26 protein-coding genes are annotated in these 22497 nt (G+C 73.0%); 12 read left to right on the top strand and 14 right to left on the bottom strand.

Going from position 1 to position 22497, the window contains the following annotated elements; all coding sequences use genetic code 11:
- Window positions 1–20: 20 nt before the first annotated feature.
- The gene (locus ACFO9I_RS05705; protein ID WP_379178684.1) at window positions 21–974 is read right to left on the bottom strand and encodes an NAD(P)/FAD-dependent oxidoreductase; all 954 of its coding nucleotides are present in this window, start codon (window positions 972–974) and stop codon (window positions 21–23) included.
- Between the two features lie 78 nt (window positions 975–1052).
- On the opposite strand from ACFO9I_RS05705, the gene ACFO9I_RS05710 reads away from it, so the two are divergent.
- On the top strand, window positions 1053–1673 hold the full coding sequence (locus tag ACFO9I_RS05710; RefSeq protein ID WP_379178686.1) for a helix-turn-helix domain-containing protein: 621 nt from the start codon (window positions 1053–1055) through the stop codon (window positions 1671–1673).
- Between the two features lie 50 nt (window positions 1674–1723).
- Here the strand turns inward: ACFO9I_RS05710 and ACFO9I_RS05715 are convergent, their stop codons facing one another.
- Entirely contained in the window at window positions 1724–3937 is a 2214-nt protein-coding gene (locus tag ACFO9I_RS05715) for an MMPL family transporter (protein ID WP_379178688.1), read from the bottom strand.
- Between the two features lie 148 nt (window positions 3938–4085).
- Here ACFO9I_RS05715 and ACFO9I_RS05720 point away from each other — a divergent pair, with 148 nt between their 5' ends.
- The 5 genes from ACFO9I_RS05720 (at window position 4086) to ACFO9I_RS05740 (ending at window position 8871) form a co-directional block, all read left to right on the top strand.
- On the top strand, window positions 4086–6812 hold the full coding sequence (locus ACFO9I_RS05720; protein WP_379178690.1) for a LuxR C-terminal-related transcriptional regulator: 2727 nt from the start codon (window positions 4086–4088) through the stop codon (window positions 6810–6812).
- 81 nt (window positions 6813–6893) lie between these two features.
- Window positions 6894–7139: a hypothetical protein gene (locus tag ACFO9I_RS05725; RefSeq protein WP_379178692.1), complete on the top strand. Its 246-nt coding sequence runs from the start codon at window positions 6894–6896 to the stop codon at window positions 7137–7139.
- On the top strand, window positions 7136–7690 hold the full coding sequence (locus ACFO9I_RS05730; protein ID WP_379178694.1) for a GNAT family N-acetyltransferase: 555 nt from the start codon (window positions 7136–7138) through the stop codon (window positions 7688–7690). Before ACFO9I_RS05725 ends, ACFO9I_RS05730 begins: the two co-directional genes overlap by 4 nt.
- Before the next feature lie 31 nt (window positions 7691–7721).
- Window positions 7722–8171, top strand: coding sequence for a MarR family winged helix-turn-helix transcriptional regulator (locus tag ACFO9I_RS05735; RefSeq protein WP_379178696.1), 450 nt, complete (start codon window positions 7722–7724; stop codon window positions 8169–8171).
- A gap of 115 nt (window positions 8172–8286) precedes the next feature.
- On the top strand, window positions 8287–8871 hold the full coding sequence (locus tag ACFO9I_RS05740) for a YceI family protein (protein WP_379178698.1): 585 nt from the start codon (window positions 8287–8289) through the stop codon (window positions 8869–8871).
- Window positions 8872–8950: 79 nt separating this feature from the next.
- On the opposite strand, the gene ACFO9I_RS05745 is transcribed toward ACFO9I_RS05740, so the two are convergent.
- Both ACFO9I_RS05745 and ACFO9I_RS05750 read right to left on the bottom strand, forming a co-directional pair.
- Window positions 8951–10330: a TrpB-like pyridoxal phosphate-dependent enzyme gene (locus tag ACFO9I_RS05745; protein ID WP_379178700.1), complete on the bottom strand. Its 1380-nt coding sequence runs from the start codon at window positions 10328–10330 to the stop codon at window positions 8951–8953.
- Window positions 10331–10420: 90 nt separating this feature from the next.
- Window positions 10421–11224 (bottom strand): methyltransferase domain-containing protein, encoded by an 804-nt coding sequence (locus tag ACFO9I_RS05750; RefSeq protein ID WP_379178702.1) that lies wholly within the window; start codon window positions 11222–11224, stop codon window positions 10421–10423.
- A gap of 142 nt (window positions 11225–11366) precedes the next feature.
- On the opposite strand from ACFO9I_RS05750, the gene ACFO9I_RS05755 reads away from it, so the two are divergent.
- A complete protein-coding gene (locus ACFO9I_RS05755) occupies window positions 11367–11858 on the top strand; it encodes a nitroreductase/quinone reductase family protein (protein WP_379178703.1) in 492 nt (163 codons plus the stop codon).
- A 15-nt stretch (window positions 11859–11873) separates the two neighbouring features.
- Here ACFO9I_RS05755 and ACFO9I_RS05760 read toward each other — a convergent pair whose 3' ends face one another.
- The 3 genes from ACFO9I_RS05760 to ACFO9I_RS05770 are packed head-to-tail and all read right to left on the bottom strand — an operon-like array spanning window position 11874 to window position 12881.
- The gene (locus tag ACFO9I_RS05760; RefSeq protein ID WP_379178705.1) at window positions 11874–12149 is read right to left on the bottom strand and encodes a hypothetical protein; all 276 of its coding nucleotides are present in this window, start codon (window positions 12147–12149) and stop codon (window positions 11874–11876) included.
- Window positions 12150–12156: 7 nt separating this feature from the next.
- Window positions 12157–12375, bottom strand: a complete 219-nt coding sequence (locus ACFO9I_RS05765) for a helix-turn-helix domain-containing protein (RefSeq protein ID WP_379178707.1) — start codon at window positions 12373–12375, stop codon at window positions 12157–12159.
- Window positions 12375–12881: a DUF2975 domain-containing protein gene (locus ACFO9I_RS05770; protein ID WP_379178709.1), complete on the bottom strand. Its 507-nt coding sequence runs from the start codon at window positions 12879–12881 to the stop codon at window positions 12375–12377. The genes ACFO9I_RS05765 and ACFO9I_RS05770 overlap by 1 nt, the downstream gene beginning before the upstream one ends.
- A 107-nt stretch (window positions 12882–12988) precedes the next feature.
- On the opposite strand from ACFO9I_RS05770, the gene ACFO9I_RS05775 reads away from it, so the two are divergent.
- Both ACFO9I_RS05775 and ACFO9I_RS05780 read left to right on the top strand, forming a co-directional pair.
- On the top strand, window positions 12989–13330 hold the full coding sequence (locus ACFO9I_RS05775; protein ID WP_379178711.1) for a DUF1801 domain-containing protein: 342 nt from the start codon (window positions 12989–12991) through the stop codon (window positions 13328–13330).
- Window positions 13331–13409: 79 nt separating this feature from the next.
- A complete protein-coding gene (locus tag ACFO9I_RS05780; protein ID WP_379178712.1) occupies window positions 13410–13859 on the top strand; it encodes a hypothetical protein in 450 nt (149 codons plus the stop codon).
- A 29-nt stretch (window positions 13860–13888) separates the two neighbouring features.
- Here the strand turns inward: ACFO9I_RS05780 and ACFO9I_RS05785 are convergent, their stop codons facing one another.
- Genes ACFO9I_RS05785 through ACFO9I_RS05800 form a run of 4 tightly spaced genes read right to left on the bottom strand, consistent with a single transcriptional unit; the run spans window position 13889 to window position 16690 of the window.
- Window positions 13889–14242 (bottom strand): MmcQ/YjbR family DNA-binding protein, encoded by a 354-nt coding sequence (locus tag ACFO9I_RS05785; protein ID WP_379178714.1) that lies wholly within the window; start codon window positions 14240–14242, stop codon window positions 13889–13891.
- A gap of 59 nt (window positions 14243–14301) precedes the next feature.
- Window positions 14302–15342 (bottom strand): NAD(P)-dependent alcohol dehydrogenase, encoded by a 1041-nt coding sequence (locus tag ACFO9I_RS05790; RefSeq protein ID WP_379178716.1) that lies wholly within the window; start codon window positions 15340–15342, stop codon window positions 14302–14304.
- Between the two features lie 51 nt (window positions 15343–15393).
- A complete protein-coding gene (locus ACFO9I_RS05795) occupies window positions 15394–15804 on the bottom strand; it encodes a cupin domain-containing protein (protein WP_379178718.1) in 411 nt (136 codons plus the stop codon).
- On the bottom strand, window positions 15788–16690 hold the full coding sequence (locus ACFO9I_RS05800; RefSeq protein ID WP_379178719.1) for a helix-turn-helix transcriptional regulator: 903 nt from the start codon (window positions 16688–16690) through the stop codon (window positions 15788–15790). The genes ACFO9I_RS05795 and ACFO9I_RS05800 overlap by 17 nt, the downstream gene beginning before the upstream one ends.
- Window positions 16691–16856: 166 nt before the next feature.
- Here ACFO9I_RS05800 and ACFO9I_RS05805 point away from each other — a divergent pair, with 166 nt between their 5' ends.
- A complete protein-coding gene (locus ACFO9I_RS05805; RefSeq protein ID WP_379178721.1) occupies window positions 16857–18071 on the top strand; it encodes a multidrug effflux MFS transporter in 1215 nt (404 codons plus the stop codon).
- Window positions 18072–18078: 7 nt separating this feature from the next.
- Here the strand turns inward: ACFO9I_RS05805 and ACFO9I_RS05810 are convergent, their stop codons facing one another.
- On the bottom strand, window positions 18079–18987 hold the full coding sequence (locus ACFO9I_RS05810; protein WP_379178723.1) for an AraC family transcriptional regulator: 909 nt from the start codon (window positions 18985–18987) through the stop codon (window positions 18079–18081).
- Window positions 18988–19062: 75 nt separating this feature from the next.
- Here ACFO9I_RS05810 and ACFO9I_RS05815 point away from each other — a divergent pair, with 75 nt between their 5' ends.
- Together ACFO9I_RS05815 and ACFO9I_RS05820 are read left to right on the top strand one after the other, a co-directional pair.
- The gene (locus ACFO9I_RS05815; RefSeq protein WP_379178725.1) at window positions 19063–19878 is read left to right on the top strand and encodes an NmrA family transcriptional regulator; all 816 of its coding nucleotides are present in this window, start codon (window positions 19063–19065) and stop codon (window positions 19876–19878) included.
- On the top strand, window positions 19871–20290 hold the full coding sequence (locus ACFO9I_RS05820; RefSeq protein WP_379178727.1) for an anthrone oxygenase family protein: 420 nt from the start codon (window positions 19871–19873) through the stop codon (window positions 20288–20290). The genes ACFO9I_RS05815 and ACFO9I_RS05820 overlap by 8 nt, the downstream gene beginning before the upstream one ends.
- A 10-nt stretch (window positions 20291–20300) precedes the next feature.
- Here the strand turns inward: ACFO9I_RS05820 and ACFO9I_RS05825 are convergent, their stop codons facing one another.
- Together ACFO9I_RS05825 and ACFO9I_RS05830 are read right to left on the bottom strand one after the other, a co-directional pair.
- Complete coding sequence (locus ACFO9I_RS05825) at window positions 20301–21893, bottom strand: FG-GAP and VCBS repeat-containing protein (RefSeq protein WP_379178729.1); 1593 nt, start codon at window positions 21891–21893, stop codon at window positions 20301–20303.
- A gap of 17 nt (window positions 21894–21910) precedes the next feature.
- Entirely contained in the window at window positions 21911–22408 is a 498-nt protein-coding gene (locus ACFO9I_RS05830; protein ID WP_379178730.1) for a DUF7144 family membrane protein, read from the bottom strand.
- Window positions 22409–22497 lie beyond the last annotated feature (89 nt).

Genomic DNA, 22497 nt, shown 5'->3' on the forward strand with positions numbered 1-22497 from the left:
GGTGGGGAGCGTGGTGCGCGTCAGAGCGACAGCCCCCGACGGAAGCCGTCGACGGCGATCGCCGCGTCCTCCTCGACGAGGTCGTTGTTGACGGCGATGGCCGCGGCGGATCCCTCGCCGGCGGCGGTGATGACCTGGGCACGGGGGTTGACTGCGTTGCCGGCGGCCCACACGCCCGCGACGCTGGTGCGCCCGGTGCTGTCGGCTACGACCCAGCCTTGGGCGTCGACGGCGCAGCCCATCGCGGTCAGCAGGGCGTCGTTGGGCACGAAACGGGGTCGCACGAACACCGCTGCCCGGGGCACGACCTGGCCGGACTCGAGCTCGACCCCGGTGAGCCGGTCGTCCTCGACGACCAGGCGGGCGACGGGGCCGTCGACGACACCGATGGCGCGGGCGACGAGCCCCTCCCGCTCCTCGGCGGTCACGGGCAGGCCGTTGGTGAAGAGGACGACGTCGTGGGTCCACTGCCGGACGAGGTGGGCGTGGGCGAGGGACTCGGGTGCTCCGCCCAGCACGCCGAGCGGCTGGTCACGGACCTCGTAGCCGTGGCAGTAGGGGCAGTGGAGCAGGTCGCGCCCCCAGCGCTCACGGACGCCGGGAACGTCGGGCAGGTCGTCGCGCAGTCCCGTGGTGACCAGGACGCGGCGGGTGCGCAACGACAGGCCGTCGTCGAGGGCGACGTCGAACCGCCGGAGACCCTCTCTTGCTGACGAGGCGCAGGCGGTGACGCTCGCGACCGTGCCGGTGACCAGGTGGCCGCCGTAGCCCCGCACCTCCTCCCGGCCGGCTGCGAGCAGCTCGGAGGGCGGGAGGCCGTCGGAGCCGAGGAAGCCCTGCATGTGTGCGGCGGGGGCGTTGCGCGGCTGACCGGCGTCGACCACGGCGACCCGGCGCCGGGCGCGGGTCAGGACCAGGGCGGCGGACAGGCCGGCGGCGCCACCGCCGATGACCACGACGTCGTACTCGTTCATGCCGACCAGCCTCCTCGCCACCGGACCCGGCGACAACGTCTGTTGCCGTTTCCGGGAATCCCGCGGTGCAATGGCCCGGTGACGGAACAGGCGAGCCGACCCACGGCCGACCGGGCAGCGGACGGCGCGAGCGCGATCGCCGAGGCGCTGGACCTGGTCGGCCCACGGCTGCGGCGGGTGCGCGAGCAGCGAGGACTGACCCTGACGGAGGCGGCCGAGCGGACCGGCATCTCGAAGAGCACCCTCTCGCGGCTGGAGAACGGGCAGCGGCGACCCAGCCTGGAGCTGCTGTTGCCGCTGGCGCAGGTCTACCGGGTGCCGATCGACGACCTGGTCGGAGCCCCGGAGGTCGGCGACCCGCGGATCCGGCTCAAGCCACGCCGGGTCAACGGCCGCACGGTGCTGCCGCTGACCCGACCCGGCGGCGTGCAGGCGTGGAAGATCGTCATCCCGGCGTCACAGACGACGCCGAGCCCGCGCACGCACGACGGCTCCGAGTGGCTCTACGTCCTGGCGGGGAGGGTGCGGCTGGTCCTGGGCGAGCAGGACCTGGTCCTGGGCGTGGGTGAGGCGGCCGAGTTCGACACCCAGGTGCCGCACTGGTTCGGCAGCACCGGCCAGGGCCCCGCCGAGGTGCTGAGCATCTTCGGACGCCCCGGCGAGCGGATGCAGGTGCGGGCGCAGCCCCCGCACGGCTGAACGCGCCGGCGGCCCCCGGCACGGGTGCCGGGGGCCGCTGCGGCCGGTGCTCAGCGACCGACCAGTCCTTCGGTCCGGGACGCGACCGGCACCGCCTCGTACGACGGGTCGCGGCCCTCGATGCTCAGGTGCGGCAGGGCGCGGTCCAGCCATGCGGGGAGCCACCAGTTGGCCTTGCCCAGCAGCGCCATGGTCGCGGGCACCAGCACCATCCGGACGACGGTGGCGTCGATCAGGATCGCGGTGGCCAGCCCCAGCCCCAGCATCTTCAGGGACGGCACCGGGCTCGCGACGAAGCTGAGGAAGACCACGACCATGATCAGCGCCGCCGACGTGATCACGCGCCCCGTCCCGGCCAGCCCCCGGGCGACCGACTCGGCGTTGTCGCCGGTGCGGGCGAACTCCTCGCGGATCCTGGACAGCAGGAACACCTCGTAGTCCATGGAGAGCCCGAACAGGATCGGGAACATGATCACGATGATCAGCGAGGTGATCGGGGTCGGACCCTCGAGCCCGATCAGGCTGCTCCCCCAGCCCCACTGGAAGACGGCGACCAGGACGCCGTACGCGCCACCGATGGACAGCAGGTTCATGACGGCCGCCTTCAGCGGGACCACCACCGACCGGAACACCAGCATCAGGAGCAGGAACGACACGGCGATCACGGTGCCCACGAACAGCGGCAGGGTGCTGCGGAGCTGGTTGTTCAGGTCGTCGGTGACCGCGGTGATCCCGGTGACGTAGACGTTGCCGGGGATCCGGTCGCGGACCTCGTCGATGGTCGCCGAGGTCTCGGGGTCGGCCGGGCCGGTGGTCGGGACGGCACTGAAGACCGCGGTGTCACCGTCCGCGGACAGGTGCGGCTGACCGACGGAGACGATGCCGGGGGTCGCGGCGACGTCGCTGGTGAGCGAGGACAGCTCGCCGGCGTCGACCCCGGAGGCGGACAGGTCCACGACGACCGTCAGCGGTCCGTTGAAGCCGGTGCCGAAGCCCTCGGCGAGCAGGTCGTAGGCCTGCCGGTGGGTCGTCGACCTCGGGGCGTCGCCCGCGGCCGGGAAGGCGGTCTGGATCCACAGGGACGGGGTCGCGACCGCGACCAGCACGACGACCGCGCCCAGCAGGTAGGGCCACGGGCGGCCCGAGACGCGGTGGGCGAAGCGCCACCAGGCGCTGTCCTCGGTGCGCCGAGCGGCCGCCGCCGGGCGGTGGCGACGCACCAGCCGGCCGCTGTCGATCCGGTCCCCGAGGAGCCCGAGCAGTGCCGGCAGCAGGGTGACGGCCGCGGCGACCGCGAACAGCACCATCAGCGCGGTCGACAGCCCGATCGAGGTCAGGATGCCGAGCCCGGTGATGGCCAGAGCGGCGGTCGCGACGACGACGGTGCCGCCCGCGAAGACCACGGCCGCACCCGACGAGCCCATCGCACCGGCCAGGGCCAGGTCGTTGTCCTGCCCTGCGGCACGGTTCTCCCGGTAGCGGGCCACGACGAAGAGGGCGTAGTCGATGCCGACCCCCAGGCCGACTAGGCCGGCGACGGGGACGGCGGACACCGACACGTCCATCGAGCCGGCCAGCAGGGTGATGCCGCCGATGCCGGCACCCACCGCCACGATCGAGAGGCCGATCGGGACGAGGGCGGAGACGAGCGTGCCGAAGACGACGAGCAGCACCAGGAGCGCGACCAGCAGCCCGATGCCCACGTGGCCCGAGCTGTCGTCCTCGGAGTTGAGGAAGACGGCGTCGCCACCCAGCTCGACGCGGACCCCGTCGACGTGCGACCCGGACACGGCCTCGGAGAGGACGGTGAACGCCGGCTTGCCCATCTCGCGCTCGGGCACGTCGAGCGTGAGCTCGGCGTACGCGATCCGGCCGTCCTCCGAGACCGTGCCGGCGGCGAACGGGTCGGCCACCGACGCGACGTGCTCGAGCCTGCCGACGTCGGTCAGCAGCTCCTCGACGTCGGCGCGGTGACCGGCGAGGGTCCCGCCGTCCTCGGCCGCGAGGACGACCAGCGCCTTGCCCTTCGCCGCCTCGGGGAAGTTCTTGTCGAGCAGCTGCATGGCGCGGTCGCTCTGGCTGCCGGGAGTGGCGAAGTCGTCGGCGAACGTGCCGCCGCCACCGGCGGCGACGAAGCCGACGGCCACCAGGATGAGGACCCAGCTCGCGATCGTGCGCCACGGGCGCCTCGCGCTGGCCGTTGCGATGCCACGGGTGAACCTGTCCATGATCGTGCCTTTCGGGAGTACGGGGGCGCTGCTCATGGACGGAAGTTAGGAACCGATGTGGTGAGCGGGTATCACCACACGTGGTGAATCAGGTGGTGATCCTGCTGCCGCTCCTCCGGACGGACTAGCGTGTCGCCCGTGGCCCAGCCCCCGGGCCACTGTTGACGCGCCACAGGAGTCGGGGATGCCCACCCCTCTGCTCGAGACCAAGCTGTTCCTCCCCCGGCCTCGGCCAGGCCTCGTGCCCCGCCCCCGGCTGCTCGGCCGGCTGCAGCAGGGCCTCGCCTCGAGGCTCATGCTCGTCTCCGCCCCGGCCGGCTTCGGCAAGACGACCCTGCTCGTCGACTGGGTGGCGAGCGTCCCCGCGGTCGCCGGCCGCGAGACCTCCGCCGCGTGGCTGTCGCTGGACCCGGGCGACAACGACCCCGCGACGTTCTGGACCTACGTGATCGCCGCGCTGCGCACCGTCGAGCCGGACGTCGGGGCGGACGCCCTGGGCCTGCTGGAGGGACCGCGACCCCCGGCGGCGCGGCACGTGCTCACCGCGCTGCTCAACGACCTCGGCACCGCGGGGGCGGACGTGGTGCTGGTGCTCGACGACTACCACGTGATCGACTCCGCCGAGGTGCATGAGGGTGTGCAGTTCCTGCTCGAGCACCTCCCTCACCGCCTGCACCTGGTCATCGCCAGCCGCACCGACCCGGCCCTGCCGCTGCCCCGGCTGCGGGCCCGTGGCGACCTGGTCGAGGTCCGCGCCGCCGACCTGCGGTTCACCCCGGACGAGGCGGCCACCTACCTCAACGACGCGATGGGCCTGCGGCTGACGTCGTACGACGTGGACGCGCTGGAGGAGCGCACCGAGGGCTGGATCGCGGCCCTGCAGCTCGCCGCGCTCTCGATGGCCGGGCGTGACGACGTCGCCTCCTTCATCGCCGGGTTCGCGGGCGACGACCGCTACGTCGTCGACTACCTCGTCGAGGAGGTCCTGCAGCGGCTCCCGGAGGAGGTCCGCTCGTTCCTGCTGCAGACCTCCGTCCTCGACCGGATGACCGGCTCCCTGTGCGACGCGGTCACCGGACGCGACGGCGGCCGGGGCGTGCTGGAGGCGCTCGACCGCGACAACCTGTTCCTGGTCCCGCTCGACGACCGCCGTCGGTGGTACCGCTACCACCACCTGTTCGCCGACGTCCTGCGCGCGCGGCTCCTCGACGAGCACCCCGAGCGTGTCGACGCCCTGCACCGGCTGGCCGGTGACTGGTTCGAGCGGCACGGGGACCGCACCGAGGCGATCCGGCACGCGATGGCCGGCCACGACTTCGAGGGCGCCGCCACCCTGGTCGAGCTGGAGATTCCCGCGATGCGCAGGGACCGCCGCGAGGCGACCATGCGCGGCTGGCTCGAGGCGCTGCCCGACGACGTGCTCCGCGCCCGGCCGGTGCTGTGCAACAGCCTGGGCGGGGCGCGGATGTCGACCGGCTCCTTCGAGGGCGTCGAGGAGCTGCTGGACGACGCCGAGCGGTGGCTCACCGAGGACGAAGCGGGGACGCTGCCGGGCGCGGTCGTCGTGGACCGGGACGAGCTGCGCCGCCTCCCGGCCGCGATCGCCGTGCACCGGGCCGGGCTCGCCCTCGCGCGGGGAGACGTGGACGGCACCGTCGGGCACGCGCGGCGCGCCCTCGAGGCCGCGCTGGAGGACGACCACCTGGCCCGGGGTGCCGCCTCGGCACTGATCGGGCTGGCGGCCTGGTCGACCGGCGACCTGGCCGTGGCCCACGACTCCTACGCCGTCTCCCTCGGCGAGCTCGAGGCGGCCGGCCACGTCTCCGACGTGCTCGGCTGCACCATCGCGCTCGCCGACATCCAGCTCGCCCGGGGACGCCTGCGCGCCGCGCTGCGCACCTACCAGCAGGGGCTGGAGCTCGCCTCCCCCACCGAGGGCCGGGTCCTGCGCGGGACCGCGGACATGCACGTCGGACTGGCCGCCCTCCACCGCGAGCTCGGGGACCTGGCCGCCGCCCGGCGTGAGCTGACCCGCAGCCGCGAGCTGGGCGAGCAGGCGGCCCTGCCGCAGAACGCCTACCGCTGGCGCGTGGTCATGGCCCAGGTCTGCGAGGCGGAGGGCGACCCGGAGGCCGCCACCGCGCTCCTCGACGAGGCCGAGCGCGTCTACGTCGGGGACTTCTCACCCGAGGTCCGGCCCGTTCCCGCCCTCCGCGCACGCCTCTGGGCGCGTCAGGAACGTGTGGACGACGCGCGCGCCTGGGTCGAGCGCCGGGGCCTGTCCGTGACCGACGACCTCGGCTACCTGCGCGAGCTCGAGCATCTCACCCTCGCCCGGGTGCTGGTCGCCGAGCACACGCCGACGAGCGGCGGCACGGGCCTCGACCAGGCCCTCGACCTGCTCGCCCGGCTGCTGCGAGCCGCGCAGGACGGGGACCGGAACGGCTCGGTCATCGAGATCCGCGTGGTGCAGGCCCTCGCGCACCAGCGGCGCGGCGACCTGGCCAGGGCGACGGCGTCCCTCGAGGCGGCCCTGGCCCTGGCCGGGCCCGAGGGCTACGCCCGGACGTTCCTCGACGAGGGCGAACCGATGGCCGGCCTGCTGGCCGCGGCCGCCGACCGAGGGGTCGCCGCGGCGTACGTCGGCCGGTTGCGCGCAGCGCTGGGGGCAGCGCCCGACGTGGCCCCGGACCGCGCCGCCCCGGCCCCGGGGCTGGTCGAGCCGCTCAGCAGCCGCGAGCGCGAGGTGCTGAGGCTCCTCGGCACCGACCTCAACGGCCCCGAGATCGCGCGGGAGCTCGTGGTCTCGCTCAACACGGTGCGGACCCACACGCGGAACGTCTACCAGAAGCTCGGTGTCAACAACCGCCGGGCCGCGCTCCGCCGGGCCCGCGAGCTCGACCTGCTGTGACGCCCCGGCCTCCGGTCTCACCACCTCGTTCACCACCTGTGGTGACGCCCGCTCACCACATCGGCTCCTAGCGTGCGGAGCATGAGCAGAAACCACGCGACTCCCCCGGACGGCGACTGGTACCGGATCCGGGTCCAGGGCCGCCTCGAGTCCCGCTGGAGCTCGTGGTTCGACGGTCTGGCACTCAGCAGCGACGAGGACGGCACCACCCTGATCCAGGGGCCGGTGGCCGACCAGGCCGCGCTGCACGGGTTGCTGACGAGGATCCGCGACACCGGCCTGCCGCTGGTCTCGGTCACCCGCGGGGCGCGAGGATCGTCCCGATGACCACGACCTTCTTCGAGACCCCGCGGCTGCGCGCCCGTCCGTTCTCCCCCGTGGACGTCGAGGCGTTCGTGGCCTACCGGACGGATCCCGACGTCGCCCGCTACCAGAGCTGGAGCGACTACACGCGCGAGCGCGGCGAGGCCTTCGTCGAGTCCCTGCAGGGAGCCGAGCCGGGCGTGCCCGGCGAGTGGTTCCAGTTCGCCCTCGAGGCCCGGTCGGACGGCGTGCTGGTCGGTGACCTCGCCCTCAAGGTGGACGCGGACGAGCCACGCCAGGCGGAGGTGGGGTTCACGCTCGCGCCGGCCCGACAGGGCAAGGGATACGCCACCGAGGCTCTCGAGGCGTTCCTCGGCTACGCGTTCGAGACGTTCGACCTGCACCGGGTCGTCGCGGTCACCGACGCGCTGAACGCGCCCGCCGCCGCCCTGCTCGAGCGGGTCGGCATGCGCCGCGAGGCACACTTCGTCGAGAACGTCTTCTTCAAGGGCGCGTGGGGCAGTGAGCTGCTCTTCGCGGTCCTCGAGCGGGAGTGGTCCGGCCGCGCCTCGTAGGTGCGTGCGCACATTCTTGTACCCTCCACCCATGTCCGACCTCGACCGCATCAGCGCGTGGGCCGCGCTGCTGCGCACGCACGCGGCCGTCCTGCCGAAGGTCGAGCGAGCGCTGGCGCCCACGGGCCTGCCGCTCACCTGGTACGACGTCCTCCTCGTCATCAACGCCGCCCCCGAGCGACGGCTCCGCATGACCGACCTCGGGCACCAGGCCGTCGTGAGCCGCGAGCGGGTGAGCCGGGTGGTGACGGAGCTGGAGCGCGCGGGACTCGTCGTCCGGGAGGCGAACCCCGACGACAAGCGCTCCTCGTTCGCCGCCATCACTCCCGAGGGGCGCCAGCGCCTGCGGGCCAGCGCCCCCACCTACCTGCGCGCGGTCGACGAGCACTTCCTGTCCAGGTTGACCGACCACGAGATCCGGGTCCTCGCCCAGGCGCTCGGCCGCGTCGTCGAGGCCGAGGAAGCCCCTCCGGCGACGTAGTGCCGCCGGAGGCGGCGACCTCGAATCAACGTGCGGACGCACGCACCTTGTTCGCCGCGTCGCTTTGACATATTGTGTGCGTGCGCACGCATCTATCAATCCGAGGAGAACGATCATGACCGAGACCTTCGCAACCAGCGCCACCCGCACCGTCGGGGGGAACGTCCTCCCCGCCGCCGGCCGGTGGGACATCGACCCCGGCCACACCGACCTCGCCTTCGTGGGCCGTCACTTCATGGTGACCAGGGTTCGCGGCCGCTTCACCGACGTCACGGGCAGCGTCGTGATCGCTCCCGACCTCGCTGACTCGTCCGTGCAGGTCACGATCGCGATGGCCAGCGTCGAGTCGGGGAGCACGGTCCGCGACGACCACCTGCGCTCGGCCGATCTGTTCGACGTCGAGCAGTTCCCGACCGCGACGTTCGTCAGCACGTCGGTGGACTGGCGCGGGAGCGCCGGCGTCGTCACCGGCGACCTGACCATCCACGGTGTGACCCGCGAGGTCCCGCTGCAGGTGAGCTTCGAGGGGCACGTCCGCGACCCGTGGGGTGGCGATCGAGCCGTGTTCTCGGCGCGCACGAGGATCAACCGTGAGGACTTCGGCATCACGTGGAACGTCGCCCTCGAGGCCGGCGGAATGCTGGTGTCGAAGGAGGTCCAGATCGAGATCGACCTGGAGACCGTGCTGCACCGTGGCTGACCGCCCTGCGGCCCCTGCCCTGTTGCCGGGGACCCCGGCCGGCGCGCCGGCCCGGGTCCCCGGGCCGGGCCGGCTCGCCTCAGGCGAGCGTCGGCAGCTTGGCGAGCGCCTCGGCCACCGCGGCCTGGATGTCGGAGTCCTCCCACGCGTGGTCGACGACCCTGCCCGACAGGTAGGCGTCGTAGGCAGGCAGGTCGAGGTGTCCGTGCCCGCACAGCGCGGTCAGGATCACCTTCTCCTCGCCGGTCTCCCGGCAGCGCACGGCCTCCTCGACGGCGGCGGCGAGCGCGTGCGTCGGCTCGGGCGCGGGCACGATGCCCTCGGTCCGCGCGAACAGCACCCCGGCCGAGAAGCACTCGGTCTGCGGCTTGGCCACCGCCTCGATCTCACCGGTCTCGTAGAGGTGGCTGATCAGCGGGCTCATGCCGTGGTAGCGGAGCCCGCCGGCGTGGATCGGGTCCGGCACGAAGTCGTGCCCGAGGGTGTGCATCTTCATCAGGGGCGTCATCCCCGCGGTGTCGCCGAAGTCGTAGGCGTAGGTGCCCTGGGTCAGCGAGGGGCACGCAGCCGGCTCCACGGCCCGCACCGTCGGGTTCATCCGGCCGGCCCACTTCTCGCGCAGGAACGGGAACGCGAGGCCGCCGAAGTTCGACCCGCCGCCGGTGCAACCCACGAGGAGGTCAGCAGTCTCCCCCGCCCGGGCGAGCTGGAGGAGCGCCTCCTCACCGATGATCGTCTGGTGCATCAGCACGTGGTTGAGCACGCTGCCGAGCGCGTAGTTGGACGTCGGGTCCTGCGCGGCGACCTCGACCGCCTCGCTGATCGCGATGCCCAGCGACCCGGTCGAGTCCGGGTGCTCGGCCAGGATCCGGCGGCCGGCCTCGGTGAGGTCCGACGGGCTGGGGTGCACGGTGCCGCCGAAGGTCTCGATCATCATCCGCCGGTAGGGCTTCTGGTCGTACGACGCCCGCACCTGCCAGACCTCGCAGGCGAGGCCGTACTGCGCGCACGCGAACGCCAGCGCCGTGCCCCACTGGCCGGCCCCGGTCTCGGTGGTGAGCCGCCGGACCCCCGCCTTCGCGTTGTAGTACGCCTGCGGCACCGCCGTGTTCGGCTTGTGCGAGCCGGCCGGCGAGACCCCTTCGTACTTGTAGTAGATCCGCGCCGGCGTGCCGAGCGCCTTCTCCAGCCGGTGCGCCCGGTGGAGCGGGCTGGGCCGCCACAGCCGGTAGACGTCGAGCACCTCGTCGGGGATGTCGACGTACTGCTCGGTCGACACCTCCTGCAGGATCAGGTCCATCGGGAACAGGGGCGCGAGGTCGTCGGGCCCGACCGGCTGCCCGGTGCCCGGGTGCAGCACCGGCGGCGGAGGGGTCGGCAGGTCGTGCAGCACGTTGTACCAGCGGGTCGGCATCTCGCTCTCGTCGAGCAAGAACTTGTGCTGCTGCACCTGCGACATGACGCCTCCTGGGGCTTGTGACGACGGGTCCATCACGAGACTAGTGACGTCGCTCCGACCTGCCGTTGCGGTGGCGCCGGCAGGCCGGCCTCACGGGCGCCGGCCCCAGGCGCCGACCAGGGTCGGCGGCACCAGCACGGACCCCGCCGACCGGAGCGCCTCGACGGCCCGCTCGGCCAGCGTGTCGAGGTCGAGCTCGGACTCGGTCGCGAGGCCGTGCGCGACCATCACCGGGGCCAGGGACCGGACCACCCCGCTGAGCATGGCCGGCCCGACGGGGTCGTCGCTCGCGAGGTACTGGCTGATCCCCAGCCCCGCGACGTCCTCGACGCCGGACTGCGCGAGGATGACCTGCAGCCGCGACCCGATGGTCGGGTCGGCGCCGGCGGCCCGGAACGCCGCGATGACGAGCGCGGCCATCCGCTCGGTGAGGGGCTCGCCGGGCTGGGCGCGGAGCCCACCGATGTCGTAGTCGAGCACGACCGCCCGGCCGCCGGGACGTACTGACTGCAGGTGGTGGCGCAGCGCACCGACCGGGTCCGGCAGGTGGAAGAGGATCAGCCGTCCCACCACGGCGTCGAACACCTCGTCGTGGCGCCAGCTCGTCACGTCTCCCTGGACGAAGCGCACGTGGGGCAGGTGCCGGGTCCTGCTCCGCGCGACCTCGAGCATGCGGGGGTCGACGTCGAGGCCCACCACGTGGCCGCTCGGGCCGACGATCTGCGCGACCGCCACCGCCACGTCGCCCGGCCCCGTTCCGAGGTCGAGCACCCGCATGCCGGGAGCGATGCCCGAAGCCTCCAGCAGCAGCCGCGTGGGCTCGCGGAGGAAGCGCGCCTGCACGTCCAGACGCTCGAGCTCGGCGTCGTCGGACCCGAGGGAGTACGTCACCATCGATCTGCTCCTCGTGAGTGTTTCGCCGCGGAGAGAACGCGTTCCCTCCGTGATACCTCGGATGCGGGCCCAGCGGAAGTGCCCCGTGCGCACTGACCTCCGGCCCTGTCGAGCGAACCCGGGCCGGGACGACGCTGGGACCGTGTCCAGGAATCGTCAGCCGGGTGGAGCGGGGGCGCGAGGCCGACCGGCACGACTTCCGCCGCGCTGGTTCGTGGTGGCCTTCTGGCACGGCCACCGTCTCCTGCTGCGGGTCACCCGCGGCCGATGGGGCCTGTGGCGGCCGAAGCCGGGCGGGTGGGGGACGCTGCGGCTCACCACCACGGGCCGTCGCACCGGGAAGAAGCGGGACGTGGTGGTCGGCTACTTCGAGGACGGTCGCGACCTGGTCACGATGGCGATGAACGGGTGGGGTCCGGCCGAGCCCGCGTGGTGGCTGAACCTGCAGGAGCACCCCGACACCGTCGTGCTGACCCGCGACGGCGAACGACACGTGCACGCCCGCCGTGCCCAGGGGGCCGAGCGCGAGCGACTCTGGGCGAGGTGGGCGGAGATCGACGACGACCTCGACGCCTACGCCGCCCGACGACCCACGGAGACGGCCGTGGTGGTCCTCGAGCCGCGCGGCTCCTGACCAGCGCCGGCCAGGCTAGGTCCCGAGCGGACCGCCGACGTTGAAGAGGACGGCCAGCGCGCCCGTGGCCACGACCGCGCCCACGAGCATGCCGACGCCGAACCGGTGCCACTCCGGGACCGCCCACAGCATGCACGCGACGAGGGCAGCGGTGATGCCCACCACCGCGATCCCCAGCAGCAGGTCGTTGACCCAGGCGGTGAAGACGACCGTGCCGACCAGGGCGCCGGCCAGCACGCCGACCCCCGGGCCGGCCGGCCGGCTCCCGACCGTACGCGGAGTCTCCATCACGTCTCGATCATGCCTCGGGCCCGTCCGGCTCCCAGCGGAGCAGGTCCCCCGGTTGGCACTCGAGCGCCTCGCACAGGGCGGCGAGCGTCGTGAACCTGACCGCCTTCGCGCGTCCGTTCTTCAGCACCGCGAGATTGGCCGGCGTGATCCCGACGCGCGCAGCGAGGGTCCCGACCGCCATCTTCCGCCGAGCCAGCATGACGTCGACGTCGACGACGATCGGCATCAGATCACCTCGTCCAGCTCGGACTGCAGCTGCCTGGCCTCGGCATCCAGCGCCACCGCCTGGACCAGCAGCACGCGGAGCACCAGCACCAGCACCGCCACGCCCGCCACGACCAGGGAGGCTCCACAGACGAGTCCGACGAGGCCCGGCGCCACCTGGTCACCCGGCGTCGTCCTGTTGCTGTACGCCGCGAGCACCGCCACCGCGAACGTCAGCACCGAGGCCGTCGCGACGGCCCCGATCACGGTGTCGACGTACCGGAACGCCCCGTGGGAGAACACGGTGCCGCGCCGGACCATCGTGAGCAGCCTCCAGATGCACACGCCGGTGACCTGCAGCGTCGCGACGCCCAGCACCACGATCGCGACGAAGGGCACCCTGATCCCGGGTCTGGCGTCGTCCATGTCCAGCCAGATGAGCGGCACCATCACGCACTGAACGAGCACCGACCCCACCAGGGCGATGGCGATGATGACCTTCAGTGCACGGACTGCGACGACACCCATGAGCGATCCCCCTCGATTCGTGGAACGATAGGAATCTATCGAAGAACGACAGACTTGGCGAGAGGACCAAGGTCCCGGACCCGCACTCCTGTGGGTAGGCTCGCCGCGTGAGCGATGACTGGCGGACCGCCACGGTCGAGCGGCTGCGGTCCCTGATCCTGACGGCCGAGCCCGACATGGTCGAGGAGGCCAAGTGGCGCAAGGCGTCCAATCCTGAGGGCGTCCCGACGTTCTCCTGCGCGGGCCTCGTCTGCACGATCGAGACGTACAAGGACAAGGTGAAGCTCACGTTCGCCAGGGGCGCGTCGCTCGACGACCCGGCCGGTCTCTTCAACGCCAGCCTCGACGCGGGGACGCGCCGGGCCATCGACCTGCACGAGGGCGACGTGCTCGACGAGGACGGCTTCGTCGAGCTGGTCCGGGAGGCCGTGGCCCGCAACCGGGCCTGAGCCGGGCGCGGCGTGGCTCCGCGTCGGTGCAGGGACGCGCTCCCCCTGGCGAAGCCGGCTTCGAGGCGTACCGTCGAGCATGAACACAATCAGCAGATCCTTCATCGTCTCGGTTGCTGCCGTGACTGCCCTGGCGGCCATCCCGGGTGGCGGAGCCGTGGTCGGCTCGGCGGTCGGAGACAGCCCGACGCTGACCAAGCGCCTGGTCGCTCGCTCGACCGGGGAGCACGACGTCGGCCGGACGTTCCTCGGGACCGACAAGGTGCGGTCCCGCTCCACCGGACGGGTCGTCGGCTTCGACTCCTTCACGGGGCGGCTGTTCCCAGCTCAGGAGCGGGCCGTGGTCCAGGTCGCCGTCGCCCTGAAGGGAGGGATCGTCGTGTTCCGCGCCTCGGTGACGGGATCGAGCCTGCGCTTCAACGGCCCGATCCTTCGGGGAACGGGGTCCTACCGCGGCATCGAGGGCACCGTCACCGGGCGCGCCACCGAGGGGCAACGCACCTTCTACACGCTGCACTACCACCTCTGACGGGTGCGTCCCCGTGAGCAGCGTCCTGGTCAGCGGGGCAGCCGGTCGGCCCGCTCGTCGACCAGCGCGGTCGGCGCGGTCAGCCTCCACGCCTCGAAGGTGAGCTCGGACAGCTCGTCGCGCTGCACGCCCTCGAGCCGGACCACGACCCAGCCGAAGGCGCCCGCGGTGAACTGGACCTCGAACGTCTCCGGGCGCTCGGCCACGAGCGCGAGCTGCTCGGCGAGCGTCTGCTTGAGGCCGACGGTGCGCGTCGGCTCCCACAGGTAGCCGAAGGTCTGCCCGCTGGCGGCGATCCGCCAGTAGCGGCCGTTGTCGACCCGGGTGACCTCGGGCAGCTGGTCGGCCAGCTCGAAGAAGTCGAGGATGCCACATCCGGTCACCGGGTCATCCTGACAGCAGCCGCCGACACCCGCAGGTGCCGGCGGCCGCTCCGGACGGGTCAGGCGAGCGTGGCGGCGTCGATGACGAACCGGTAGCGGACGTCGGAGGCGAGCACCCGCTCGTAGGCCTCGTTGACCTTGTCGGCGGAGATGACCTCGACCTCGGCGCCGATGTGGTGCTCGGCGCAGAAGTCCAGCATCTCCTGGGTCAGCGCGATGCCGCCGATCATCGACCCGGCGAAGGACCGGCGGGCGCCGATCAGCGAGAACACGTTGACGCTGAGCGGCTCCGCGGGAGCACCGACGTTGACCAGCGTGCCGTCGACCGCGAGCAGGCCGAGGTACGCGTCGAGGTGGATGCTGGCGCTGACCGTGTTGACGATCAGGTCGAAGCGGCCGGCGAGCTGCTCGAACGTCCCCGGGTCGGAGGTGGCGTGGTAGTGGTCGGCGCCGAGCCGCAGGCCGTCCTCCTGCTTCTTCAGCGACTGCGAGAGCACGGTGACCTCCGCGCCGAGGGCGTGCGCGATCTTGACCGCCAGGTGCCCGAGGCCGCCGAGCCCGACGACCGCGACCTTCTTGCCGGGGCCGGCGCCCCAGTGACGCAGCGGCGCGTAGGTCGTGATGCCGGCGCACAGCAGCGGCGCGGCGGCGGCCGGGTCGATGCCCTCGGGGACGGAGAGGACGTAGTCGGCGTCGACCACCACGTGGGTGGAGTAGCCGCCCTGGGTGGTGGTGCCGTCACGGTCGGTGCCGGCGTACGTCGGGACCATGCCGTCCTGGCAGTACTGCTCGTCGCCGTTGCGGCAGCTGGTGCACTCGCCGCACGAGCTCACCATGCAGCCCACGCCGACGCGGTCGCCGACCTGGTGACGGGTGACGTCGGCGCCGACCTCGGTGACGACGCCGACGATCTCGTGGCCCGGTACGACGGGGAACGGCTGCGGCCCCCAGTCGCCGTTCACGGTGTGGATGTCGGAGTGGCAGACGCCGGCGTACTGGATCTCGATCAGGACGTCGCCGGCGCCGACGTCACGACGCTCGATGGTGGTCGGGGCCAGCGGCTGGCCGGCGGCGGGTGCTGCGTATGCGTTGACGCGCATGCGGAGGTTGCTCCTTCTGGTGGTGCGGTCGGGGTCGGTGGTCAGCCGGGGTCAGCTGACGGGCGGTGCGGCGGCGTACTCCTCGTCGGTGACGGGGGTCAGCCAGTGGACGACGTCGTGCTCGGCGTCGGCCTCGTTGATGGCCACGTGGACCATGAGCCGGTTGGGCGCTGCGCCGTGCCAGTGCTCCTCGTCGGCCTCGAAGAGGACCCGGTCGCCGGGACGGATCACCTCCACGGGTCCGCCGCGGCGCTGGCAGAGGCCGACGCCCTCGGTGACGAACACGGTCTGGCTCAGCGGGTGGCGGTGCCAGTGGGTGCGGGCGCCGGGCATGAAGTGCACGAGGTTCGCGGTCAGGCGGGAGGGCGGCGGGGCGGCGGCGACGGAGTCGATGTAGACGTCGCCGGTGAACCAGTCCTCGGGTCCCTTGGCGGTGTCGATCGAGCTACGCGTGATCTGCATCGGGTTCCTTCTGCTTGTCGGGGGCGGGGGTCTCCGACGGTGCCGCCCAGGACGCGAGCAGCCGGAGTCGTTCTGCGGACGGCGAGCCGGGCTCGGCGGTGTAGACGAGGAGCACGAGCCCCGGCTCGGCGGTGATGGCCAGCTCCTCGTAGGCGAGGACGAGCTCGCCGACCACGGGGTGGTGGAAGCGCTTGGTGCCGGCGCCGTGGGTGCGGACGTCGTGGTCGGCCCACAGCCGCCGGAAGGTCTCGCTGCGGGTGGAGAGCTCGCCGACGAGGTCCTGCAGGCCGCGGTCGTGCGGGTCGCGACCCGCCTCGGCGCGCATGACGCCGACGCACATCTCGGCGAACAGGTCCCAGTCCGGGTAGAAGTCGCGGGACGCCGGGTCGAGGAACTGGAACCGCGCGAGGTTGGGGACCCGGCCCCCGTCCCCGATCACGGGCGAGTAGAACGCGCGGCCCAGCGCGTTGGTGGCGAGCAGGTTCTGGTGGGGGTCACGCACGAAGGCGACACCCTCGGTGATCGCCTCCAGTGCCCACTGCAGGCTCAGCCGGGAGGCGGCCTTGGCCGGCGCGCGACGCCGACGACGGCCCGAGGTCGGGACGCCGTCCGCGGCACGGGCGAGGTCGTAGAGGTGGGCGCGCTCGGCCTCGTCGAGCTGCAGCGCCCGGGCCAGCGCCTCCAGCACCCCGGAGGACGCGCCGGCGATCTGGCCACGCTCGAGCCGGGCGTAGTACTCCACGCTCAGGCCGGCGAGGCCAGCGACCTCGCTGCGCCGCAGTCCGGGCACGCGACGGCTGCCGGTGGTCGGCAGTCCGACCTGGTCCGGGGTGATGCGTGCGCGGCGAGTCGTGAGGAACTCGCGTACTTCCTGGCGGTTGTCCACGGCTTCGAGACTAGGTGGCCCCGAGCCCCGACCGGAGGCCTGAGGGATGCCCTGTCAGTACACCCATCGTCAGTGACTTCCAGCCGCCCGGACCGGTCGGTTCACTCGACGGCACGGGCCGCTGCCCACCTCCCCGACCGTCCCCTCGTCCGAGAGGAGCACCACCATGTCCGTGTCCGTGCGCGTGCCGACCGAGCCGCTGCACCGGCCGGCGCTCGGCATCGTCCTCTGCCTGCTGACGGTCTTCGGACCGATCTCGATGGACCTCTACCTGCCGGTCCTGCCCGCCCTCACGACGGACCTCGGCACGACCACGTCCGGCGCCCAGCTGACGGTGACGGCATGCCTGCTGGGGCTCGCGCTCGGGCAGGTCGTCGCCGGCCCCGTGTCCGACCGGTTCGGACGGCGCCGGCCCCTGCTGGTCGGCGTGGCGGCGTACGTCGTCGCCTCGGTGCTGTGCGCGCTGGCCCCGACGATCGAGACGCTGGTCGCCGCGCGTCTGCTCCAGGGGCTGGCCGGCGCGGTGGGCATCGTGATCGCCCAGGCCGCCGGTCGCGACCTGTTCACCGGTGCCCGTCTGCTGCGCTACTACGGCGGCCTCACCGTGCTGGCCGGCCTCGCCGCCATCGTCGGCCCGGTGGTCGGCGGCCAGCTCGCGAAGGTCACCGACTGGCGCGGGACGTTCGTGTTCCTCGCCGCCCTCGGCGTCGTCATCCTCGCGGCCGGCGCCGCCGTGCTGCGCGAGACGCTGCCACCCCTGCGGCGGCGCACGGGAGGACTCACCGAGAGCATCCACGGCTTCCGCCGGCTCCTCGCCGACCCCGTCTTCCTCGGCGCCACCCTCGTCACCGGCTTCGCCAACGCGGCCGTCTTCGCCTACCTCAGCGGCGCCACGTTCGTGCTGCAGGACGGCTACGGGCTCTCCCCGCAGGGCTACTCCCTCGCGTTCGGGCTGAACTCCCTGGGGTTCATGGTCCTCGGGTACGTCGCCGGCCGGACCTCGGCAGGCCTGTCGGTCCACGGCACCCTGGTCGCCGGGCTCGCGATGGTCGTGGCGGGAGCCGCCGGCGTGCTCGTCACGGGTGTGCTCCAGCTGCCGCTGCCCGCCATCGTGATCTCGCTGCTCGTCATGGTCAGCGGAGTCGCGGTCACGACTCCCCCGTCCACGGCGCTGGCGCTGGAGCACCATGCCGACGTCGCCGGGACCGCCTCGTCCCTCCTCGGCCTCGCCCGCTTCGGGTTCGGCGCCGTGGCCGCTCCCCTGGTGGGCGTCGTCGGCTCAGCGACGGCGGCCTCGCTGGGCGCCGTCGCCCTGGTCGCAGCCGCCTGCGCGGTGGGCGGCTGCACCCTCACCCGACGTCCGGCGCGCGCCCGGGCGTGAACGTCGGTCAAGCGACGTGGCGGCGGCGGTAGTCCCGCGGCGACTCGCCGTGGATCCGCTTGAAGGCGGCGCTGAGCGCGAACGCGTTGGCGTACCCGACCCGCGACGCGATCGTGGCGAGGGTCTGGTCGGTGCCCACGAGCAGGTCGGCGGCCAGCGCCAGTCGCCACCGGGTCAGGTAGGTGAGCGGCGGCTCGCCCACGCGCAGCGCGAAGCGTCGGGCCAGCGCCGCCCGCGACAACCCGACGTGGGCGGCCAGCGACTCGACGGTCCATGGGTGCTCGGGGTGCTCCTCGATCGCGCGCAGCGCGTGCTCGACCAGCGCGTCCTGCCCGGCCGAGGACTCGGCGAGCAGGCTGCGCGCACATCGCACGACCAGCAGGTCGACGAGCCGGTCGAGGACCGCCGCCTGGCCGGGCTGCTCCCCCACGACCTCGGCCGCGAAGAGCTCGATGAACGCCGGGTCCAGGTCGTGGATCACCAGCTCGGTCGGAAGCCGCGACAGCAGCAGGGAGCCGACCGAGGTCTCCTGCTCGTAGGTGCCGATCAGCATGACGGTCGCGTCGGCCGATCGGCTGTTGCCCCAGGTCCGCACCCCCAGTTCCATCTCGTCGGCGAGGAGCCGGCCGTCCGGGTCCACGCAGACCTGGCCCGGGAGGATGCGGATGTCGGCGGCGGTCGTGGCCGAGTCGGCGAACGTGTAGGGAGCCGGACCGCGGACCACGACCACGTCGCCGGCACCGACCTCGGCCGGCCCACGACCACCGGTGAAGGTCGCCCGGCCCCGGGCCATCACCACCACCGTCAGCGGCGCCCGGTCCTCGACGGTCAGCGACCAGGTGCCGTCGAAGACGGCCTTCAGCACGAAGGCCCGCCGGGCCCGCGGCCCGTCGAGCAGGGCACCCACGACGTCCATGGTTCTAGACGGTGGCACATGTTCGCGAGCGTGACAAGCATTCTGATCGTCGCCCTACACGGCCATCGTTGACCCATGACCACTCTCATCACCGGCGGCACCGGCAAGACCGGCAGCCGCGTCGCCAACCACCTGTCCACTCTCGGCCTGCCCGTCCGTCCCGTCACCCGGCACAGCGAGCCCCGGTTCGACTGGCACGACGAGTCGACCTGGGAGGGCGCCCTCGCGGGCTGCACCTCCGCCTACCTCGCCTTCCAGCCCGACCTCGGGCTGCCGGGGGCCCACGCGATCATCGGCGCCTTCGCCCGGCGCGCCGTCGACCTCGGCTGCACCCGCCTCGTCCTCCTGTCCGGGCGTGGCGAGGACGGTGCCCGCCGCGCCGAGAGGGCCCTTGTCGAGGCCGGGGCGAGCTGGACGATCCTGCGCTCGGCGTTCTTCTTCCAGAACGTCAGCGAGTCCTTCTGGGCCGAGGAGATCGCCGCCGGCTCGCTCACGATGGTCGCGAGCGAGGTCGGCGAGCCCTTCGTCGACGCCGACGACGTCGCCGACGTCGCGGTCGCCACGCTGCTGGACCCGCGGCACGTCGGCCGCATCCACGAGCTCACCGGCCCACGGCTGATCACGCTCCCGGAGCTGGTCGAGGAGATCAGCCGCGCCACCGGCCGGCACGTCACCCTGCGACAGCTGTCGGTGCCCGACTACGTCGCCGCCCTCGTCTCCGTCGGCCTCGGCGAGGACGACGCCGTGGGGCTGGCCCACCTGTTCGACGAGGTCCTCGACGGCCGCAACGCGCACCTCGAGTCCGGAGTCGAGGACGTCCTCGGCCGGGGGCCACGGGACTTCTCGACGTTCGCCGCGACCGCGCTCGCCGGGACGGCCAGCCGTGGATAGCGTCCTGCTGACCGGCGGCCGGGCGCTGAACGGCCTCCTGGCCGGCACCTACGTCGCGTTCGTCGTCGCCGTGATGCCGACCCTGCACGGCCTGTCCGACGAGACGTTCGTGCGCGTGATGAACCGCATCAACGTCGTGATCGTCAATCCGGCGTTCCTGACCCTGCTCCTCGGCGCACCCGCCCTCGCCGTGGTCCTGGCCGTCGCGCGGCGCGACCCGGTGACGGTCACCGCGGCGGTGGCCGCCGTGATCGCGATGGTCATCACGTTCGCCGTCAACGTGCCCCTCAACGACGCCCTGGCCGAGGGCGGGTCCCGCGGCGCCTTCGAGGTGCCCTGGGTGCTGTGGCACGACGTCCGTACGGCGGCCGCGGCGACGGCGTTCGTGCTGCTGTGCCTGCCGTCGAGGTGAACCCGTCGGGTCAGTCCCCGGCACTGCTCGAGAGAGCCCAGCCGAAGAAGTCGGTCCGTCCGGGCGTGCCTGCGACCCCCGGCGAGTCCTGTGACCACTGGCGGCTGCCTGCCGAGGTCAGTCCGGAGGGGGAGCCGGCCAGCACGTGGACCGCGCCGGCGCCGAAGTCGCCGCCGACGCTCTCGCCCGGTGAGCCCACGCTGAGATCCGAGCGCCCGTCGGCGTCGAGGTCCCCCGTGCCCAGGGCGCTGCCGAAGCGGTCGGACTCCTCGGCCCGGCCAGGGACACCGGGGCTGTCCTGGGACCACAGCTGGCTGCCGGTGGCGGTCAGTCCGGCTGCGGAGCCGCGCAGCATGTGGACCGTGCCGGCATCGGGGACGAGGGTGCTCGGATCGCCGAGGGACTGGAACGGCACGCCGACCGCGAGGTCGGCGTGCCCGTCCCCGTCGAAGTCCCCGGCTGTCACCGCGGCGCCGAGCTCCTCCCTGGGCTGGCTGATGTCGGCGACCCCTGGACTGTCCTCGGTCCAGAGCTGGTCATCCGCGGCGGTCACCCCGGATGCGGTGCCGTAGAGGACGTTGACCGCGCCGGCCGCCTCGGCGACCACCGCCAAGGTCTCGCCAGCCACGCCCACGGCCAGGTCGTCCCGGCGGTCTCCGTCGAAGTTCGCGACGGTCAGGGCGCCACCGAACCAGTCCTCGGTCTCCGCCGTGCCGGCCACCCCGCGGCTGTCCTGCGTCCACCGCTGGGCGCCGGCGCTGGTCAGCCCGGCTCTCGCGCCGTACACGACGGAGACCACGCCCGCGCCGTCGGCGCCGCGGACGTCCGCCCGGGCCGAACCGATCGCCAGGTCTGCGTGTCGATCGCCGTCCAGGTCACCGGCAGCGAGTGCCCCACCGAAGCCGTCACCCCGTCGTGCCGCGCCCGGCACACCCGGACTGTCCAGGGACCACCGCTGGCTGTGCCCGGAGCTGAGGCCGCGGGGGGACCCGGTCAGCACCTGCACCACCCCACGACTTCCGTTCTCACCCGGCACGCCGACGGCCAGGTCCGTGCGCCGACCGGCGCCGAGGTCGGCCACCGCGAGAGCCGTGCCGAACGCGTCACGGGGCTCGGCCCGACCGGCGACCCCGGCACTGTCCTGCGACCACAGCTGACTGTGGGACGCCGTGAGCCCACGTGGTGAGCCGTACAGCACCTCCACCACCCCCGGCCCGTTGACCGCTGTCCCGGCGTGGCCCTCCCCCGGTACGCCGATCGCGAGGTCGGCGCGGCCGTCGCCGTCGAGGTCGCCGACGGCGAGGGACGCCCCGAACTCGTCACCCCTCTCGGGCCTGCCCGGCACTCCCCGAGAACCCTGGGACCACACCTGGTCGCCCCGGGCCGTCAACCCGGCGGCAGAGCCGTAGAGGACGTGGACCGCGCCACCAGGACGCTCGCCCGGCGCGGCGACGGCCAGGTCGCCGAAGCCGTCGCCGTCGAAGTCCGCCCGCAGCGAGGTCGCGGCAGCGTGCCTCTGGCCCCCGGGTCCGGCCCCGCCGGCCGAAGCCACCACCGGCAGGAGCAGGAGCGCCCCCGCGCCCGCCACGAGAAGAGGGCGCACCCTCACCCTGGCTCGGCTCAGACCTTCGGGCTCTTCACCTCGGCGCCGTGCACGGTGATCGCCCAGATGATGAGCACGTCGACCGCGATCATGATCGCTGACCAGACCGGGTAGGCAGGCAGGAAGGCGACGCTGGTGATCGCACTCACCATCGCCACGATGGTCGCGATGATCCGGGCCCACATCCTCCCGGCGAGCAGGCTCGAGCCGACGAGGATGGCGAGCACGCCCCACACCAGGTGCGCCCAGCCCCACGTGGTGTAGCCGGCGTCGAGGATCAGGCTGCGGCTGCCCACGACGTACACCTCGTCGCGGAAGAGCGCGACCAGGCCCTGGATGGCGTGGAAGAAGCCGACCAGCACGAGCATCAGCCCGGCGAAGTTCACCCACGCCACCCACGCGGACTGCCGCATCGTGTACTGCTGGTGCTCCCACTCGGGCGATCCCGGGGCGGCGAAGTTGCTGACCGTCTGGACGTCGGCCATGCTCCGGGGGTTCAGCTGGTTGCTGCTCATGGTGACTCCTCGATGTCGGGGCTCGTGGGTCACCGTCGAGCATGGTCGTCGCTCCCCCGGGTCGCGTCATCCGAGAGGGATGATTTCAG

It is taken from the genome of Nocardioides sp. GCM10023255, from assembly GCF_042653125.1.
Taxonomy (GTDB): Bacteria; Actinomycetota; Actinomycetes; order Propionibacteriales; family Nocardioidaceae; genus Nocardioides.